13 protein-coding genes and 1 other RNA gene are annotated in these 16,160 nt (G+C 49.4%); 7 read left to right on the top strand and 7 right to left on the bottom strand.

The genetic code is table 11. The annotated features are described in order from the left end of the window. The first annotated feature begins 85 nt into the window (after nt 1–85). Nucleotides 86–892 (top strand): DeoR family transcriptional regulator, encoded by an 807-nt coding sequence (locus OGY08_RS13620; RefSeq protein WP_003024922.1) that lies wholly within the window; start codon nt 86–88, stop codon nt 890–892. Between the two features lie 324 nt (nt 893–1,216). Next, entirely contained in the window at nt 1,217–1,987 is a 771-nt protein-coding gene (agaR, locus tag OGY08_RS13615; protein WP_003024920.1) for a transcriptional repressor AgaR, read from the top strand. A gap of 37 nt (nt 1,988–2,024) precedes the next feature. Here agaR and OGY08_RS13610 read toward each other — a convergent pair whose 3' ends face one another. The 7 genes from OGY08_RS13610 to garD form a co-directional block, all read right to left on the bottom strand. Next, nucleotides 2,025–2,945 (bottom strand): ROK family protein, encoded by a 921-nt coding sequence (locus tag OGY08_RS13610; RefSeq protein ID WP_111464747.1) that lies wholly within the window; start codon nt 2,943–2,945, stop codon nt 2,025–2,027. Nucleotides 2,946–2,963: 18 nt separating this feature from the next. Further along, nucleotides 2,964–4,220, bottom strand: a complete 1,257-nt coding sequence (locus tag OGY08_RS13605; RefSeq protein ID WP_048236827.1) for a Gfo/Idh/MocA family protein — start codon at nt 4,218–4,220, stop codon at nt 2,964–2,966. A 36-nt stretch (nt 4,221–4,256) separates the two neighbouring features. Further along, nucleotides 4,257–5,363, bottom strand: coding sequence for an ABC transporter ATP-binding protein (locus tag OGY08_RS13600; protein WP_286565903.1), 1,107 nt, complete (start codon nt 5,361–5,363; stop codon nt 4,257–4,259). A gap of 11 nt (nt 5,364–5,374) precedes the next feature. Further along, nucleotides 5,375–6,199: a carbohydrate ABC transporter permease gene (locus tag OGY08_RS13595; RefSeq protein ID WP_003024907.1), complete on the bottom strand. Its 825-nt coding sequence runs from the start codon at nt 6,197–6,199 to the stop codon at nt 5,375–5,377. Between the two features lie 9 nt (nt 6,200–6,208). Beyond that, nucleotides 6,209–7,153 (bottom strand): carbohydrate ABC transporter permease, encoded by a 945-nt coding sequence (locus OGY08_RS13590; protein WP_048236826.1) that lies wholly within the window; start codon nt 7,151–7,153, stop codon nt 6,209–6,211. A gap of 78 nt (nt 7,154–7,231) precedes the next feature. After that, nucleotides 7,232–8,491, bottom strand: a complete 1,260-nt coding sequence (locus OGY08_RS13585) for an ABC transporter substrate-binding protein (RefSeq protein ID WP_125362933.1) — start codon at nt 8,489–8,491, stop codon at nt 7,232–7,234. 355 nt (nt 8,492–8,846) lie between these two features. After that, on the bottom strand, nt 8,847–10,418 hold the full coding sequence (gene garD, locus OGY08_RS13580; protein ID WP_057067637.1) for a galactarate dehydratase: 1,572 nt from the start codon (nt 10,416–10,418) through the stop codon (nt 8,847–8,849). Between the two features lie 405 nt (nt 10,419–10,823). Between garD and garP the strand changes: the two genes are divergently transcribed. The 5 genes from garP to rnpB all read left to right on the top strand — a co-directional run bounded on the left by garP (nt 10,824) and on the right by rnpB (nt 15,485). Next, nucleotides 10,824–12,158: a galactarate/glucarate/glycerate transporter GarP gene (garP, locus tag OGY08_RS13575; protein WP_008785890.1), complete on the top strand. Its 1,335-nt coding sequence runs from the start codon at nt 10,824–10,826 to the stop codon at nt 12,156–12,158. Between the two features lie 15 nt (nt 12,159–12,173). Beyond that, nucleotides 12,174–12,944 (top strand): 2-dehydro-3-deoxyglucarate aldolase, encoded by a 771-nt coding sequence (gene garL / locus OGY08_RS13570; protein WP_008785889.1) that lies wholly within the window; start codon nt 12,174–12,176, stop codon nt 12,942–12,944. Between the two features lie 30 nt (nt 12,945–12,974). Then, nucleotides 12,975–13,865 carry a 2-hydroxy-3-oxopropionate reductase gene (garR, locus tag OGY08_RS13565; protein ID WP_003828600.1) on the top strand — a complete coding sequence of 297 codons (891 nt, stop codon included), beginning with the start codon at nt 12,975–12,977 and terminating at the stop codon, nt 13,863–13,865. Nucleotides 13,866–13,930: 65 nt separating this feature from the next. After that, nucleotides 13,931–15,076 carry a glycerate 2-kinase gene (gene garK, locus OGY08_RS13560; RefSeq protein ID WP_032934186.1) on the top strand — a complete coding sequence of 382 codons (1,146 nt, stop codon included), beginning with the start codon at nt 13,931–13,933 and terminating at the stop codon, nt 15,074–15,076. A 32-nt stretch (nt 15,077–15,108) separates the two neighbouring features. Further along, an RNA gene (gene rnpB, locus OGY08_RS13555) (RNase P RNA component class A) lies at nt 15,109–15,485 on the top strand. Nucleotides 15,486–16,160 lie beyond the last annotated feature (675 nt).

The following is a 16,160-nucleotide window of genomic DNA, read 5'->3' as shown; positions in this document are numbered from 1 at the left end:
TGCTTGCGGGGCTTGCATTCGCGCAAAAGAAAGGCGTTAATAGACAAAACGAAATAAAACGAAAGGTTCAACTAAAGGATTTCTTATGAGTAACACCGAGTCCTCTGCAGACAAGCGCGTTATTGGCACCAGCGAAAGACGTGAGCAGATCATCCAGCGGTTACGGCAGCAGGGAAGCGTTCAGGTTAACGATCTCTCCTTATTTTTTGGCGTCTCCACGGTCACTATTCGCAACGACCTCGCTTTTCTGGAAAAGCAGGGGATTGCGGTACGTGCCTATGGCGGAGCGCTGATTTGCGAAAGCAATGCACCTGTTGTGGAGCCTTCTGTTGAAGATAAGAGTTCACTTAATACGGCAGTAAAACGCAGTATTGCCAGAGCCGCCGCAGAGTTGATTCAACCGGGACACCGCGTGATCCTTGACTCCGGTACCACGACCTATGAAATTGCCCGCCTTATGCGCCAGCATACTAATGTCATTGCTATGACCAACGGTATGAATGTCGCCAATGCGCTACTGGAAGCCGAAGGGGTTGAGCTGCTGATGACCGGCGGTCATTTGCGTCGTCAGTCACAATCGTTTTATGGCGATCAGGCTGAGCAGTCGCTACAAAATTATCACTTCGACATGCTGTTTCTTGGCGTTGATGCTATTGATTTAGAGCGTGGTGTTAGCACGCACAACGAAGATGAAGCGCGTCTCAACCGTCGGATGTGTGAAGTGGCTGAACGTATTATTGTTGTTACCGACTCGACGAAGTTTAACCGCTCCAGCCTGCATAAGATCATTGATACCCAGAGGATCCATACCATCATTGTTGATGAAGGTATCCCAGAGGAGAGTTTGCAGGAACTACGCCGCAGCGGTGTTGAAGTGATCATTGTTGAGTAGTCCCGCTCTAAAATTCAAAAATGTGATCCCATTCAATTAAACAAAAACAAACCATAAGCGAGCTTTTTTAGTAGCTCGCTTTCGTTTTTTTGCATGCTTCCCGTCTCTTTCTCGCATCTTACCCGCTTTGAGTCTTTTCATTTTTTCGGTTTTCTTCGTTTCGGTTTGCTAAAACGAAAGAAAATAGTCAGTTTTGGTTAAATTAAACGCTGAGTCTGTGCGCACAAATTCACCTTATTGCTTCTGATGTAATATATTCAAAAGAAAACGAAAGTGCTAAAGCGCTAAAACAAAACAACATGAATATTTGATGGAGCAATAGAAATGCTGGATAACTTAAGACGTCGCGAGCAAATAATTGATCTGCTGTGCGATCAGGGTAGCGTTCGTGTCGAGCCACTGAGCGTCCATTTTGGTGTGTCATCGGTCACGATCCGCAACGACTTACGTTATCTGGAGCAGAAAGGATGCGTCATGCGCTCCTACGGCGGTGCGGTTCTCAATCAGCACTTCGCCCTTGACCGGCCTTTGCAGGATAAGGACCGGCTGAATCGCGATGTGAAAACGCGTATTGCCGAAAAAGCAGCCAGCTTTGTGAAAGATGGTGACACGTTAATCCTCGATTCCGGTTCGACCACCACGCTCATTCCTCCAATGTTAAAGAATCGCCGCGATCTGGTGGTGATGACCAATGCGCTCAACATTGCGTGGGAACTGGCGAATTTTGAGCGCGTAGACGTCATGATCCTGGGAGGGAATGTCAGGCAAAGCGTCTATTCATTGTATGGCCCTTCAGCAGAACACCAGCTCAGACAATACCGGTTTGATAAGCTTTTTTTGGGCGTTGATGGATTCTGCCTGGAAGCGGGGATTACCACGCCACATCCGGGAGAAGCACATCTGAATCAGGTAATGTGTGAGGTTGCGCAGGAGGTCACGGTAGTCGCTGACTCCAGCAAGTTTGGCCGCAAAAGTTTCTGTATGATTAGCGAAATCAGCGGGATTGACCGGGTGATTACCGACAGCGGTATCCCTGAAAATTATCACCGGACGTTAATCCAGCTTGGGGTGGATGTGGTGATTGCGGATGAATAACTGAAATTGCTGGCGAGATTTTCTCGCCAGCAGTGTTTTAGTGGGTCAGCGTACCCTGTTCAACCAGCAGCAATGCGGCACCGCGAACCCCGCTGGATGCACCATGGATGGCCGGGAATACGCGGGCAGGCTCTAATCCTGGGAACAAGTAACGTGACATGGCCTGCGGCAGCAACGTATAAATTTCCTCGATGTTGGAAACTCCACCGCCGAGAACAAAAGCATCGACATCCAGAATCAACTGCAATTGCGCCAGCGTACAACCCAACATATCAATCCATGCTTCTATGGTTGTAACAGCGCTGGCATTGCCATGACGATAATGCTCCAGCAGGGTCTCCATTTTGATTTGTTCTCCACTGAAGTGTTTGTGGAGCCACAGTAAACCAGGACCGGATTGATAGCGTTCCAGACACCCTTGTAAGCCACAGCCGCACTTCAACTCCGGCAAGTGATAACGACGCATAAACGTTGCCGGAAGCGGTAAATGGCCGAACTCACTGGCCATTCGGTTGCGACCCCGATACAACTGACCGTCAATGACTAACCCTCCACCCATGCCGGTGCCAATAATGGCACCAAAAATTCGGGAGAACTGGCGAGCCTGCTGGGTATGGGCTTCCGAGAGTGCAAAACAGCAGCAGTCATTGTCCAGTTCAACCGAACGATTGAGGCGGTGGGCCAGATCGTTCATCACCTGGCGTCCTGTGAGGCAAGGCACGTTAGATGACAGTAATTTTCCGGTATGTCTGTCCATAAGACCGGGCATGCCGATGCCAATTTTTCCTTGCGTTCCAGTCGCCCAGTCGGCGGTATCAATAAGTGAAGTAAAGGTCGAAAGAAAGAGTTCATAATCCTGCACTGGCGTGGCGACGCGCTTACGCCAGCAAACCTGCATTTCCTTATCAAAAGCGACAATTTCAGTTTTGGTTCCACCAATATCAACACCGTAAAACATGCCTCATCTCCTCCGGCTTCACAGCGTAACCAGACAGTTTTCCTTGCGAGCGCGCTCTGCGGCAAAGACCATTAAGTGACTTTCCAGTGATTCATCCGGGCCAGAAAGGATCATATTTTGATCGTTGGCCATCACTGCGTGGATGAAGCGATCCATCAGGTAGTAATCGCCACCACCATGCCCCCCCATCTGGGTTTGTGTGCCAGCGGCGATCTCCTCGATCTGATGCACTGTTTCTTTGTCTGTCAGGAAATCAAACACCCGGATCTGCTCGCCATCGCCTTCCAGATAACCTCTGGTACCAAACAGGCGCGTTTTTCGATCTTCCATTTTGGTAAACGCGGTCATGGTAAAGGTCACTGTCTGCTGGTGGGCAAAACGTAAGTTAACAACCTGATGATCCACCACATCATTATCACAACGATAAACGCAACGACCATAAGGCCCATCGCGCAGCGCCTGGCGAACATTCTCTTCGCTAGGATCTGCAGTCAGCACCCGACGGAAGTGTGGAGTGCATTTGTGGTTTTCACCCAGATAAATTTTGCAGGCAGACCAGGGACAGGTTGATTCAACCTGACAATCAAGGCAGCGGTCGGCGGCACCAGCAGGCTGATTCTCTTTCACAAAGTGACTCAGGCTACCAAATGATCCTACGTCCTGGCAGTTGTCGCTCATGATGTAGCGGATCCAGTCCAAATCATGACAGGATTTCTGTAACAACATAAATGACGATTCTGCTTCATTGCGCCAGTTACCACGTACAAACGAGTGCGCCTGATGCCAGTAACCTACGGGTTCGAGATGCTGCATGCTGACAATATCGCCAATTACGCCATCATCAAGCAGTGATTTCAGCTTTTGCGTATAGCGGGTGTAACGCAGGACGTGCGCGACGGCCAGTAATACGTTGTTGCGTTTGACCGCATCAATAATGATCCGGCAATCTTCTGGCGTAGGGGCGAGCGGTTTTTCCAGCAGAATGTGATAGCCGAGATTAGCAAACGCTACGGCAGGATCTTTGTGCATATTATCCTGCGTGCAAATAAGTACCACATCGGCCATTTTGGGTTGGGCCGCAGCTTCTTGCCAGTCGCAAAACACGTTATTTGGGTCAATCTTATGCTGTGCGACAAACTGCTGGCGGTATGCCTCTCTGGGCTCGGCAACGCCTACCACCTGCATTCTGTCTGGATGTTCAAGCGCATAGCGAGAATATATTTCTCCGCGCGCACCAGCCCCTACCACTAATACGGTCACTTTATTCGCACACATATAAACCTCTCATTTTTCACTTAGCCTGAATAACGGTCAGGCCAAATTTTCTTCATGTTTTTTATCAAACAAAAAGGCGGCATCCAGATTAAATTTCACTTTGATAGATTCACCGGGAAGTGGGGTCCAGTCGGGTGAGGAGTTAATACGTAAGATCATATGTTGCTCACCAATATCAAAATGCAGAAGGTCTTCGTTGCCCATCCTTTCTACGTTGGTAATGTGCGCATCGAACGCAGAGGCATCATGCTGCGAGGCTAACTGAATGGCCTCTGAGCGGATGCCAAACCAGACGCTGGAGTGCGGATATTGCTCCAGTAGGTTACTCAAGCGCGTATTTAATGGCAGGATTAAATTATCAGCCAGGCGCAGGCCACGAGTGCTGGGGTCAATATCAAGCAGCATAATATTCATTGCCGGATTACCAATAAAACCAGCAACAATTTTATTCCTGGGGTGATGGTAAATATTCCCTGGGGTATCCACCTGCATAATACGACCGCCATTTAGAACGCAAATCCTGTCTCCCATCGTCATCGCTTCAATCTGATCGTGCGTGACGTACACCATGGTTGCGCTCACGCCTTCGTGACGCAGTTGTCGATGCAGTTCTGTCAGCCGCACGCGCATTGAAACACGCAGTTTTGCATCCAGGTTGGACAGCGGCTCATCAAACAAAAAAACGTCTGGCTTACGCACGATGGCCCTGCCAACGGCTACTCGCTGGCATTGACCGCCTGAAAGCTGACCGGGCTTTTTGTCGAGCAATGTTTCGATTTCCAGCTTGTGTGCAGCTTCCCGGACGCGGATATCAATCTCTTCTTTGCTCATTTTCCCTAACAGACTGAATGCCATATTTTTATAAATCGTCATGTGGGGATAGAGGGCATAATTCTGGAAGACCATGGCAACGCCTCGCTCCTTTGGTAGCAGGTCGTTGACGCACTTCTCTCCGATTGCGATATGGCCATGAGTGATATCTTCCAGACCTGCAATCATGCGTAGCAGCGTTGATTTGGCGCAGCCTGATGGCCCGACAAACACCATGAATTCGCCGTCGTGGATTTCAAGATCAACGCCATGGATCGCCTGAAAGCCATTGGGATAGACTTTGCTTACTGCCTGTAATTGAATACCTGACATAACACTGCCCCTTATCCTTTAATTCCGGCACCAGCGATGCCGCGAATAAAATAGCGCTGGAAGAAGATATAAAGTAACAACATCGGGATAATCGCCAGCAATGCGCCCGCCATTAACATCGGATATTCCACGCCTGAACGGCCAGAAAGTGAGGCTAATCCTACTGGTAATGTCATTTTATCCATGGAGGTGTTGACGATCAGTGGCCACATTAAATTATTCCAGCTCCACAGTCCGTTAATAATGACGCAGGCAATCAGTCCCGGTTTAATTAATGGCAGCATAATTTTGAAGAAAATAGTCAGATGGTTATACCCATCCATAATGGCTGCCTCTTCCAGTTCTTTAGGTACTGACAGAAAAAACTGACGTAATAAAAAGGCGCTATATATGCTGAATAAACCCGGTAACACCAGTCCAGGAATTGAGTTCAGCAAACCGATTTTTTCAACGGTTAAAAACTGTGGGATTAAAAAGATCTGACCGGGCACCATCAGAATTGAAATACACAGCATAAACAGGACATCTCGTCCTTTGAAACGCAGTCGGGAGAAACCGTACGCTGCCATTGCCGCAATCAGCGTCTGCAAAATGACGATGACCAGCGTGGAGACGATCGAGTTAAAGTAAAAGCTGCCAAAAGGCATTTCATGCAAGATTTTACCGTAAGCCTGAAACCCTGGGTTGGCGGGTAGCAGTATCGGCGGAAAGGCTATGCTTTCTGCCTGGGTTTTAAAAGAGGTGATGATCATCCAGATAAACGGAACCACCGTTACCAGCGTCGCGAGGATCATCAGGCCGTAAATTAGCCATTTTTCACGTTTTGTCATGAACATCGTGGTGCCTCACTGTGCTTTAAGTCGTTTACCAATCCATATTTGCAGCAGCGTCAGGACCATCGTAATAACGAAAATCACCACGGCGATTGCTGAGGCATACCCTTTTTCATGGTAGATAAAGGCGTATTTATAGAAGAGATAGGCGATGGTCATCGTCTGATCGTCCACCATGGATGAACTGCCAAACAGCAGATAAACCACATCGAAAATTTGCAGCGTTTCGATAAAAGAGATCACCAGTACGAAAAACAGCGTTGGGATCATTAGCGGTAAGGTAATAGACCAGAATCCACGCAATTTGCTGATGCCATCCAGCGACATCGCTTCATAAATTTGTTTGGGGATCCCCTGCAATCCAGCGAGCAGAATGATCATCTTCAACGCAATAGCCGACCAGATGATAACCAACGAGGCGCTCAGGCGGACGACATCGGGATCGGATAACCAACCGATGGCCGGAAGATCGAAAAAAGCCAGGATCTGATTAATTAAGCCGAAGTTTCGGTTCATCAACCACTGCCAGACCATAGCAATGGCCGCAGGCATAGTGACAGCGGGTAGAAATAACAGCGTGCGAAACAACCACTGACCGCGAATCGCCTGATTCAGGCCAATTGCGAGCAGTAATGACAAAACGGTGATTATCGGTACGCAAATAAAAACATAGGCCAGGGTGTTATATATTGCTGAACGAAACTCATCATCGCTGAATAAATTAATATAGTTATCTAAGCTGATCGTCGTCCAGATCTGAAACTCGCCCAGGTCGGTGAAACTATAAAAAACGTTCTGGAAGAATGGAGTAAAGTAAAAAACAATTAACCCCGCCAGTAACGGCATAATCATTATCCATCCCCAGAAGCGTTCTTCTTTTTCCAGCTTGGTCAGGGATTTTTTGTGCACTTCCCTGGCTGGTAATTGTGGGGATGCAGCTTCATCTGAATAGCTCATACAGACTCCGGGATGCTCACTGTGCAACCAAAATATATTGCGTGGGCGAAAGCGAGAGGGAGCATGGCTCCCTCAGGATTATTTCTGCATTTCTCGTTCAACGCGTTTTGCAACACCAGGCATGACTTTTTCTGGGTCAGTACCCGTCCAGACTTTTTTCAAGCCATCATTCAGGATGCTATTCCACTTGGCGGTATTAGAGCCTGCGGTTGGATATTTATGTGAGAAAGCCAATGAATCTATATAGGCTGAAACATCAATACCCTTAAAGCCTTCAGCCCACTCTTTGGCCACTTTTTGGTTAGCGGGGATCACGACTTTTCCCGTAGCCAGCGTCTGCTGCGCATGCTCAGAACTCATGAACTCAATGAACTTCCACGCCGCATCTTTATGCTGACTTTTTGCTGACATGGCAAATGCCAGGCTATGGGATACACCTGCCTGCTCTGCCATTTTAGGCATTGGTACCACGCCGATGTGATCCTTAATCAGCTCATTTTGAGAGAAGGGTAATGCCCACCATGAGCCAGCGTAGACCATGGCCACTCGGTTGGACTGGAAGACATCTGAGGCTTCCATCTCGCCTGGCGGTTGGATTAGTCCCGCGTTCAGCATGCCTTGAACATCGCGATAGACGGCGATGGCTTTGTCATTGGCAACATCCGTTTTGCCCTCAGGCAGGACAATCTTATCGCCAGCCTGTAATAGCAGGTTAAAATAACTGTCCTGTCCGCTGCTGAATTCCATTGCCAGTGGATAAGACTGTTTATCCAGCCCTTTACGCAACTGCGCTGATTTTTGTTTTAAATCGTCCCATGTCCAGTTTTTATCGGGATAGCTCACGCCAGCCTGATCGAACATTTTTTTGTTGTACCAGACGGCAATTGCATCAATATCCCTTGGGATGGCATATTGCTGCGACTGGTATTGATAGGCATCGACTGAACTTTTAACAAAATTATCCAGTTTCGGCGCTGATTTCTCTTTCAGATAATTGCTCAGTGGTTCCAGCATGCCATTTTTAACATATTGCTGGAAATTAGGCATATTCATCCAGAATACATCCGGTGCTACATTTCCACCGACTGCTGAACTTAGCTTGATAAAATATTGGTCATAAGGTGTTAATTCAATTTCGACTTTGATGCCAGGGTTGTTTTTTTCGAATTCATTAACGAGCTGTTGTTCGCCAGGGAGTTGATTACGGTCCCATAACGTGTAGCGTAATTTAACAGGCTTTGCGTCCGATTGGCCTTCAGCACTCGCGACGACAGGAGTTGCCAGTAAACAGGAAATAAGACAGGCCAATGCGACATTATTTTTATTCAGGGTATACATAACTTCCCTCTTTATTCAGGTCAGAATGCTTATGAGGTAAATTACAGGAGCCTATGAATAATCTGTTTTACATTGGAGAAAGTCAAAGCGGTAAAAAATAGGGGATTATCGCATTAAAACAAGGTCGTCTTTCGGTAGGTTTCTCTTTTATCAAAACGAAAATATAACATAAAACAATGGCGATATTATTTCGTTTAATTTCATGTTGTTAGGTTCATTTTGTGGGTTTGAATCGAAAAAAACAGATGTTTAAAAAAACCTCTTAAAATGCGAACGTTATCACTTTATTTGTTGTTACATAGACATAAAAAACGGGGATGAATCCCCGTTTTTTCGTTGGCTTTCGTTTCGATAATCAGGTCACTGGCGCCGGGTTAAACACCGCCAGCTGGTTATGCAGTCCCCACTGATCCGAGAAGGTTTTCTTACGCCCGCTGGCAACGTCGAGAATAAATTCGAACAGTTTCAGACCCACGTCTTCAATGGTTTCTTCTCCGGTGGCGATGGTGCCCGCGTTAATGTCCATCAGGTCAAACCAACGGTTGGCCAGCTCGGTGCGTGTCGCCATTTTAATCACCGGCACGGCCATCAGGCCATATGGCGTACCGCGACCGGTGGTGAACACCTGCACGGTGATCCCGGAAGCGACCTGCTGCGTACCGCAAACAAAATCACTGGCGGGGGTTGCGGCGTAAATCAGGCCACGTTTGGTTGGACGCTGGCCCGGCGACAAGACTTCGACAATCGCGCTCTTGCCAGACTTGGCAATCGAACCCAGCGCCTTTTCCACCACGTTTGCCAGGCCGCCTTTCTTGTTGCCCGGAGAAGGGTTGGCGCTGCGATCCGTTTTGCCCATATCAAGGTAGTTATCGTACCAGGCCATCTCTTCGAGCAGGCGTTTACCTACTTCTTCGTTAATCGCACGTGGGGTCAGAAGGTGGATGGCATCGCGCACTTCGGTTACTTCAGAGAACATTACGGTCGCGCCGCAGCGTACTAACAGGTCGGAGGCATAACCCACCGCCGGGTTGGCCGTCACACCGGAGAACGCATCGCTACCGCCGCACTGCATGCCGACCACCAGTTCTGAAGCCGGGCAGGTTTCACGTTGGCGCTGATTGAGTTTTGCCAGATGACGTTCGGCCACCTGCAGAATATCGGTGACCATCGATTGAAAGCCGACGTGCTTTTCATCCTGCAGGCTGACGATACTGGCGCTGTCGACCGGAATACTTTTCACATCGTGCGTACCTTCCAGCAGCCGCTCAGGCTGCAGTTTTTCGCAACCGAGGCCGATGACCATCACTTCACCGCCAAAATTTGGGTTAAGCGCAATATTGTGAATGGTGCGAATCGGCACGATGGCGGCTGGAGCATTGATCGCCACGCCGCAGCCGTACAGATGATTGAGTCCCACCACACCGTCGACGTTCGGGTATTTAGGCAGCAGATCGCGCTCAATGATTTTCACCACATAATCCACCACGCCCGCTACGCAGTGCACGCTGGTGGAGATACCGAGTAGATTTTTGGTACCTACGCTACCGTCAGCATTGCGGTAACCTTCAAAGGTATAACCCTCAAGAGGCGGCAGCGGCTCTGGTACTTTAGTTGCCAGCGGCAGCGTCTCCAGCGGCGGGGCTTTGGGCAGCTCAACCATTGATTCATCAATCCAGCTGCCGCGTGGGATATCGCGAACGGCATAGCCTATCACTTCGCCATAACGCACGATTTCGCCATGAACAGGAATATCCAATAGCGCCACTTTATGACCCTGGGGAATATGTTCAATGAGTTCCAGTCCGTCCGGAAAACGCGTTCCGGCTTTCAGACCATTGTCATTGACAATTATCGCCACATTATCTGTTTCGTGAACTTTAATATAAAACGCCGTTGGCGATTCTTGTCTGATTTCGATGTCGGCCATTGTCCAGTATTCTCCAACAAGGTGGTGATAATAGTGTGGATATTTATATTTTGAATCTAATTGTAAGTAATAAAGATTCGGTATCGTGAAATAAGAATGTCAGGAGTTTAACGTGAAGAATGTGACGATGATCACTTAAACTCAGCAAGGCCGAGTCACCAGGAGTAGCAATACGTAAATGTGTGCATTAGCGCCCATGCTTGTGTGCATATGCCCAAAACATTAATTTAATAACGCGTATTTAATGAGCGTTTGCACAATGATTAACGTTGTGCTGATGATTATACTAAATCACGGTTTCATAACGCCTGATAAATTATTATCTATTTTTATTATCGGTAATTTATCACGAGAAACACCCACAAAATAATAATAAAAACCTTTTATGTGCCCGAGGTAAATAGAATGATATTGGATACAGTTGTCGAGAAAAAGAAAGGTACGCACACCCGTTATTTAATATTGCTGATAATATTTATTGTTACAGCCGTTAACTATGCGGACCGTGCGACGCTGTCTATTGCCGGAACTGAAGTGGCGAAAGAGTTACATCTCAGCGCCATCTCAATGGGTTACATTTTCTCCGCCTTCGGCTGGGCTTACCTGTTGATGCAAATCCCCGGCGGCTGGCTGCTGGATAAATTCGGCTCGAAGAAAGTCTACACCTACAGTTTGTTCTTCTGGTCACTGTTTACCTTCCTGCAGGGCTTTGTGGACATGTTCCCGCTGGCCTGGGCGGGTATTTCAATGTTCATCATGCGCTTTATGCTGGGCTTCTCGGAAGCGCCATCCTTCCCGGCTAATGCCCGTATCGTGGCGGCCTGGTTCCCAACGAAAGAGCGCGGCACGGCATCTGCGATTTTTAACTCCGCACAGTATTTCTCCCTGGCGCTGTTTTCCCCGCTGCTCGGCTGGCTGACCTTCGCCTGGGGCTGGGAGCACGTCTTTACCGTGATGGGCGTGATTGGTTTTGTGCTTACCGGACTGTGGGTAAAGTTTATTCATAACCCAACCGATCACCCGCGCATGTCGCAAGAAGAGTTGAAGTTTATCTCTGAAAACGGCGCGGTCGTGGATATGGACCATAAAAAACCGGGCGATGTGAAGTCAGGTGGTCCTAAACTGCATTATATCAAGCAGTTGCTGACAAATCGTATGATGCTTGGTGTGTTCTTTGGCCAGTATTTTATCAACACAATTACCTGGTTTTTTCTCACCTGGTTCCCGATTTACCTGGTTCAGGAAAAAGGTATGTCGATTCTGAAAGTGGGCCTGGTGGCTTCGATTCCGGCACTGTGTGGGTTTTTCGGTGGCGTGCTCGGCGGCGTGTTCTCTGATTATCTGATTAAACGTGGTTTCAGCATTACCCTAGCGCGTAAGCTGCCGATAGTGCTCGGCATGTTGCTCGCATCGACCATTATTCTGTGTAACTACACCGATAATACCGCTCTTGTGGTGGCGCTGATGGCGCTGGCGTTCTTCGGTAAAGGTTTCGGCGCGCTGGGTTGGCCGGTGATTTCCGATACCGCGCCGAAAGAGATTGTCGGTCTGTGCGGTGGGGTATTTAACGTATTTGGCAACGTGGCTTCCATCGTCACCCCGCTGGTGATTGGGTATCTGGTGAGCGAGCTGCACTCATTTAATGCTGCGCTGATGTTTGTAGGGTGCTCGGCGCTGATGGCAATGGTTTGCTACCTGTTTATTGTCGGTGACATTAAACGTATGGAATTGCAGAAATAAACAAAGGTATAGGCGATGAATAACACGATTTTCCCGAATAAGTTTAAAGCGGCCCTCGCGGCGCAACAAATTCAGATTGGCTGCTGGTCTGCATTGGCCAGCCCAATCAGTACCGAAGTTTTAGGCCTGGCAGGTTTTGACTGGCTGGTACTGGATGGCGAACATGCGCCGAATGATATCTCGACGTTTATTCCGCAATTGATGGCGCTGAAAGGCAGCGACAGCGCGGCGGTAGTGCGTGTACCAACCAACGAGCCGGTAATTATCAAGCGTCTGCTGGATATCGGGTTTTACAACTTCCTGATCCCGTTCGTTGAGACGGAAGAAGAAGCGGTTAACGCTGTGGCGTCGACCCGCTATCCGCCGGAAGGTATTCGCGGCGTGTCCGTATCCCATCGCGCCAATATGTTTGGCACCGTACCGGACTACTTTGCGCAGTCGAATAAGAACATCACCATCATCGTGCAGATCGAAAGTCAGCAGGGCGTTGATAACGTTGACGCAATCGCGGCGACAGAAGGTGTTGACGGTGTCTTCGTCGGACCAAGCGATCTGGCCGCGGCGCTAGGTCACCTCGGCAATGCGTCACATCCTGATGTGCAGAAAGCTATCCAGCACATTTTTGCCCGCGCGAAAGCACACGGCAAACCAAGCGGCATTCTGGCCCCGGTAGAGGCGGATGCGCGTCGTTATCTAGAGTGGGGCGCGACGTTTGTTGCCGTTGGCAGCGACCTTGGCGTGTTCCGTTCAGCCACGCAGAAACTGGCTGATTCTTTTAAGAAATAACCACCATCGACAGTAGAGAGAGATAAAGACATGACAATGAAAGTTGGTTTTATTGGCCTCGGTATTATGGGTAAACCAATGAGTAAAAACCTCCTCAAGGCAGGTTACTCGCTGGTGGTTGCTGACCGTAACCCGGAATCCATTGCGGAAGTAATTGCCGCAGGTGCTGAAACTGCCGCCACGGCGAAAGATATCGCTGAGCAGTGTGATGTGATCATCACCATGCTGCCGAACTCTCCGCATGTTAAGGAAGTGGCACTGGGTGAAGGCGGCATTATTGAAGGGGCGAAACCGGGCACAGTGCTTATCGACATGAGCTCCATCGCGCCGTTAGCCAGCCGTGAAATTAGCGATGCGCTGAAAGCGAAAGGCGTGGATATGCTGGATGCGCCGGTCAGCGGCGGCGAGCCAAAAGCGATTGACGGCACGTTGTCGGTGATGGTCGGCGGCGATAAAGCGATTTTCGACAAGTACTACGATCTGCTGAAAGCGATGGCAGGCTCCGTGGTACATACCGGTGAAATTGGCGCGGGTAACGTCACCAAGCTGGCGAATCAGGTGATTGTGGCGCTGAACATTGCCGCGATGTCTGAAGCGCTGACGCTAGCGACCAAAGCGGGTGTGAATCCGGATCTGGTGTATCAGGCGATCCGTGGCGGGCTGGCAGGCAGCACCGTGCTGGATGCGAAAGCGCCGATGGTGATGGATCGCAACTTTAAACCAGGTTTCCGTATTGACCTGCATATCAAAGACCTGGCGAACGCGCTGGATACCTCTCATGGCGTTGGCGCTCAGTTGCCGCTGACTGCAGCAGTCATGGAGATGATGCAGGCGCTACGCGCAGATGGATTGGGTACTGCCGATCACAGTGCGCTCGCATGCTACTACGAAAAACTGGCGAAAGTGGAAGTCACTCGCTAACAAGAAGGGCGCGGATGTGCGCCCTGTATTTCTTGCCTTGCGCGGCACAGTCAGGCTACATAACTATGAAAATCGTAATTGCCCCAGACTCTTATAAAGAAAGCCTTTCTGCCACCGAGGTAGCTCAGGCAATAGAAAAAGGATTTCGGGAAATTTTCCCCGATGCGCAATATGTTTCTGTTCCGGTTGCCGATGGCGGCGAAGGAACGGTTGAAGCCATGATTGCCGCGACGCAAGGGAGTGAACATTCAGCGCAAGTAACGGGGCCGCTGGGCGAAAAAGTGAATGCCTGCTGGGGCATGTCTGGAGATGGTAAAACTGCGTTTATCGAAATGGCGGCAGCCAGCGGTCTGGCGTTGGTGCCTCCTGAAAAGCGCAACCCTTTAGTCACTACGTCACGCGGTACCGGAGAGCTGATTTTGCAGGCGCTGGATAGCGGTGCGCAGAGCATCATTATTGGCATCGGCGGCAGTGCCACCAACGACGGTGGCGCGGGTATGGTGCAGGCGCTGGGGGCAAAACTTTGCGACGCCAACGGGACAGAAATTGGCTATGGTGGTGGAAGCCTGATGAGTCTGAACTCCATCGATATCTCGGGTCTGGATCCGCGCTTAAAAACCTGTTCCATTCGCGTGGCCTGTGATGTGACTAATCCACTCATCGGCGATTCTGGCGCTTCGCGCATTTTTGGCCCGCAGAAAGGGGCGACGGAAGAACGCATTCTCGAACTGGACCGTAATCTGTCTCACTATGCCGACATCATTAAAAAATCGCTGCGGGTCGATGTGAAAGATGTGCCAGGCTCCGGTGCGGCAGGCGGAATGGGCGCGGCATTAATGGCTTTTTTAGGCGCCGAGCTACGCAGCGGTATCGAGATTGTGACCCAGGCGCTCAATCTGGAAGAGCATATTCACGACTGTACGCTGGTGGTGACCGGCGAAGGGCGGATCGACAGCCAGAGCATTCACGGCAAAGTGCCGGTAGGCGTGGCGAATGTCGCGAAGAAGTACCACAAGCCGGTTATTGGTATTGGTGGCAGCCTGACGCGCGATGTGGAGGTAGTGCATCAATATGGTATCGATGCGGTGTTTAGCGTATTGACCAGCATCAGCACGCTGGAAGAGGCCTTCCGTGGGGCATTTGATAATATTTATCGCGCCTCAAGAAACATCGCTGCCACGTTAGCGATAGGAATGCGCAGTGCGGGGTGACATTGCCCCGCAAACCCTCTATACTGCGCGCCGAAGCTGACCAGACAGTCGCCGCTTCGTCGTCGTCCTCTTCGGGGGAGACGGGCGGAGGGGAGGAAAGTCCGGGCTCCATAGGGCAGGGTGCCAGGTAACGCCTGGGGGGGAAACCCACGACCAGTGCAACAGAGAGCAAACCGCCGATGGCCCACGCAAGTGGGATCAGGTAAGGGTGAAAGGGTGCGGTAAGAGCGCACCGCGCGGCTGGTAACAGTCCGTGGCACGGTAAACTCCACCCGGAGCAAGGCCAAATAGGGGTTCACAAGGTACGGCCCGTACTGAACCCGGGTAGGCTGCTTGAGCCAGTGAGCGATTGCTGGCCTAGATGAATGACTGTCCACGACAGAACCCGGCTTATCGGTCAGCTTCACTCTTTATAAAACCCCGCTTCGGCGGGGTTTTTGCTTTCTGGGTAAGCCAGATGAATGACTGTCCACGACGCTATGCTCAAAAGAACGCGGCTTATCGGTCAGCTTCACTCTTTAATAAAACCCCGCTTCGGCGGGGTTTTTGCTTTCTGGGCAGGTTGCCATGCCTGATGGCGCTGTGCTTATCAGGCCTACTGGGGGAGAGACTGGTTTTGTAGGCCGGATAAGGTGTTTACACCGCCATCCGGCAGAGGTTTTACAGCGAGCATTGAGATTGGTTTTCGAGGATGCAGGCGCTTATTTCCTTCCTATCTAATTTTTATATCCCTATTATTTATGCACCAAATTTCTTTTATCTGAGGGGAATGTGTCGATGGATATTTCTAATTTTGTGACGACCAACACAAAACGCTGTGAGATGCGTTTTTCTCGAGAATAATCGAACGCAATCGATCGCCATCACAAAATTACTTGCTAATAAATCGCACAAAATCAGTGTTAATACAATGTTGCATATGATAATTGTTTGTATTTTTTAGATTGAATTTTAATAAATGCAATGTTTCTTTACAAACAAATGTGGCGAAAAAATGTGATGCATAACGTTATTTAATCGCCATAATCATTAAAATATAATTAAATTTGATAAGTTGTTTATTAAATTTAAGCGCCATATTGCC

This window comes from Citrobacter sp. Cpo069 (genome assembly GCF_030332785.1).
Classification (GTDB): Bacteria; Pseudomonadota; Gammaproteobacteria; order Enterobacterales; family Enterobacteriaceae; genus Citrobacter; species Citrobacter portucalensis.
This window is presented reverse-complemented; position numbering and strand designations above follow the sequence as displayed.

Coding starts and splice junctions, on each gene's coding strand:
- OGY08_RS13620 (WP_003024922.1), top strand. CDS start 86: ATGAGTAACACCGAGTCCTCTGCAGACAAGCGCGTTATTGGCACCAGC.
- agaR (WP_003024920.1), top strand. CDS start 1,217: ATGCTGGATAACTTAAGACGTCGCGAGCAAATAATTGATCTGCTGTGC.
- OGY08_RS13610 (WP_111464747.1), bottom strand. CDS start 2,945: ATGTTTTACGGTGTTGATATTGGTGGAACCAAAACTGAAATTGTCGCT.
- OGY08_RS13605 (WP_048236827.1), bottom strand. CDS start 4,220: ATGTGTGCGAATAAAGTGACCGTATTAGTGGTAGGGGCTGGTGCGCGC.
- OGY08_RS13600 (WP_286565903.1), bottom strand. CDS start 5,363: ATGTCAGGTATTCAATTACAGGCAGTAAGCAAAGTCTATCCCAATGGC.
- OGY08_RS13595 (WP_003024907.1), bottom strand. CDS start 6,199: ATGTTCATGACAAAACGTGAAAAATGGCTAATTTACGGCCTGATGATC.
- OGY08_RS13590 (WP_048236826.1), bottom strand. CDS start 7,153: ATGAGCTATTCAGATGAAGCTGCATCCCCACAATTACCAGCCAGGGAA.
- OGY08_RS13585 (WP_125362933.1), bottom strand. CDS start 8,491: ATGTATACCCTGAATAAAAATAATGTCGCATTGGCCTGTCTTATTTCC.
- garD (WP_057067637.1), bottom strand. CDS start 10,418: ATGGCCGACATCGAAATCAGACAAGAATCGCCAACGGCGTTTTATATT.
- garP (WP_008785890.1), top strand. CDS start 10,824: ATGATATTGGATACAGTTGTCGAGAAAAAGAAAGGTACGCACACCCGT.
- garL (WP_008785889.1), top strand. CDS start 12,174: ATGAATAACACGATTTTCCCGAATAAGTTTAAAGCGGCCCTCGCGGCG.
- garR (WP_003828600.1), top strand. CDS start 12,975: ATGACAATGAAAGTTGGTTTTATTGGCCTCGGTATTATGGGTAAACCA.
- garK (WP_032934186.1), top strand. CDS start 13,931: ATGAAAATCGTAATTGCCCCAGACTCTTATAAAGAAAGCCTTTCTGCC.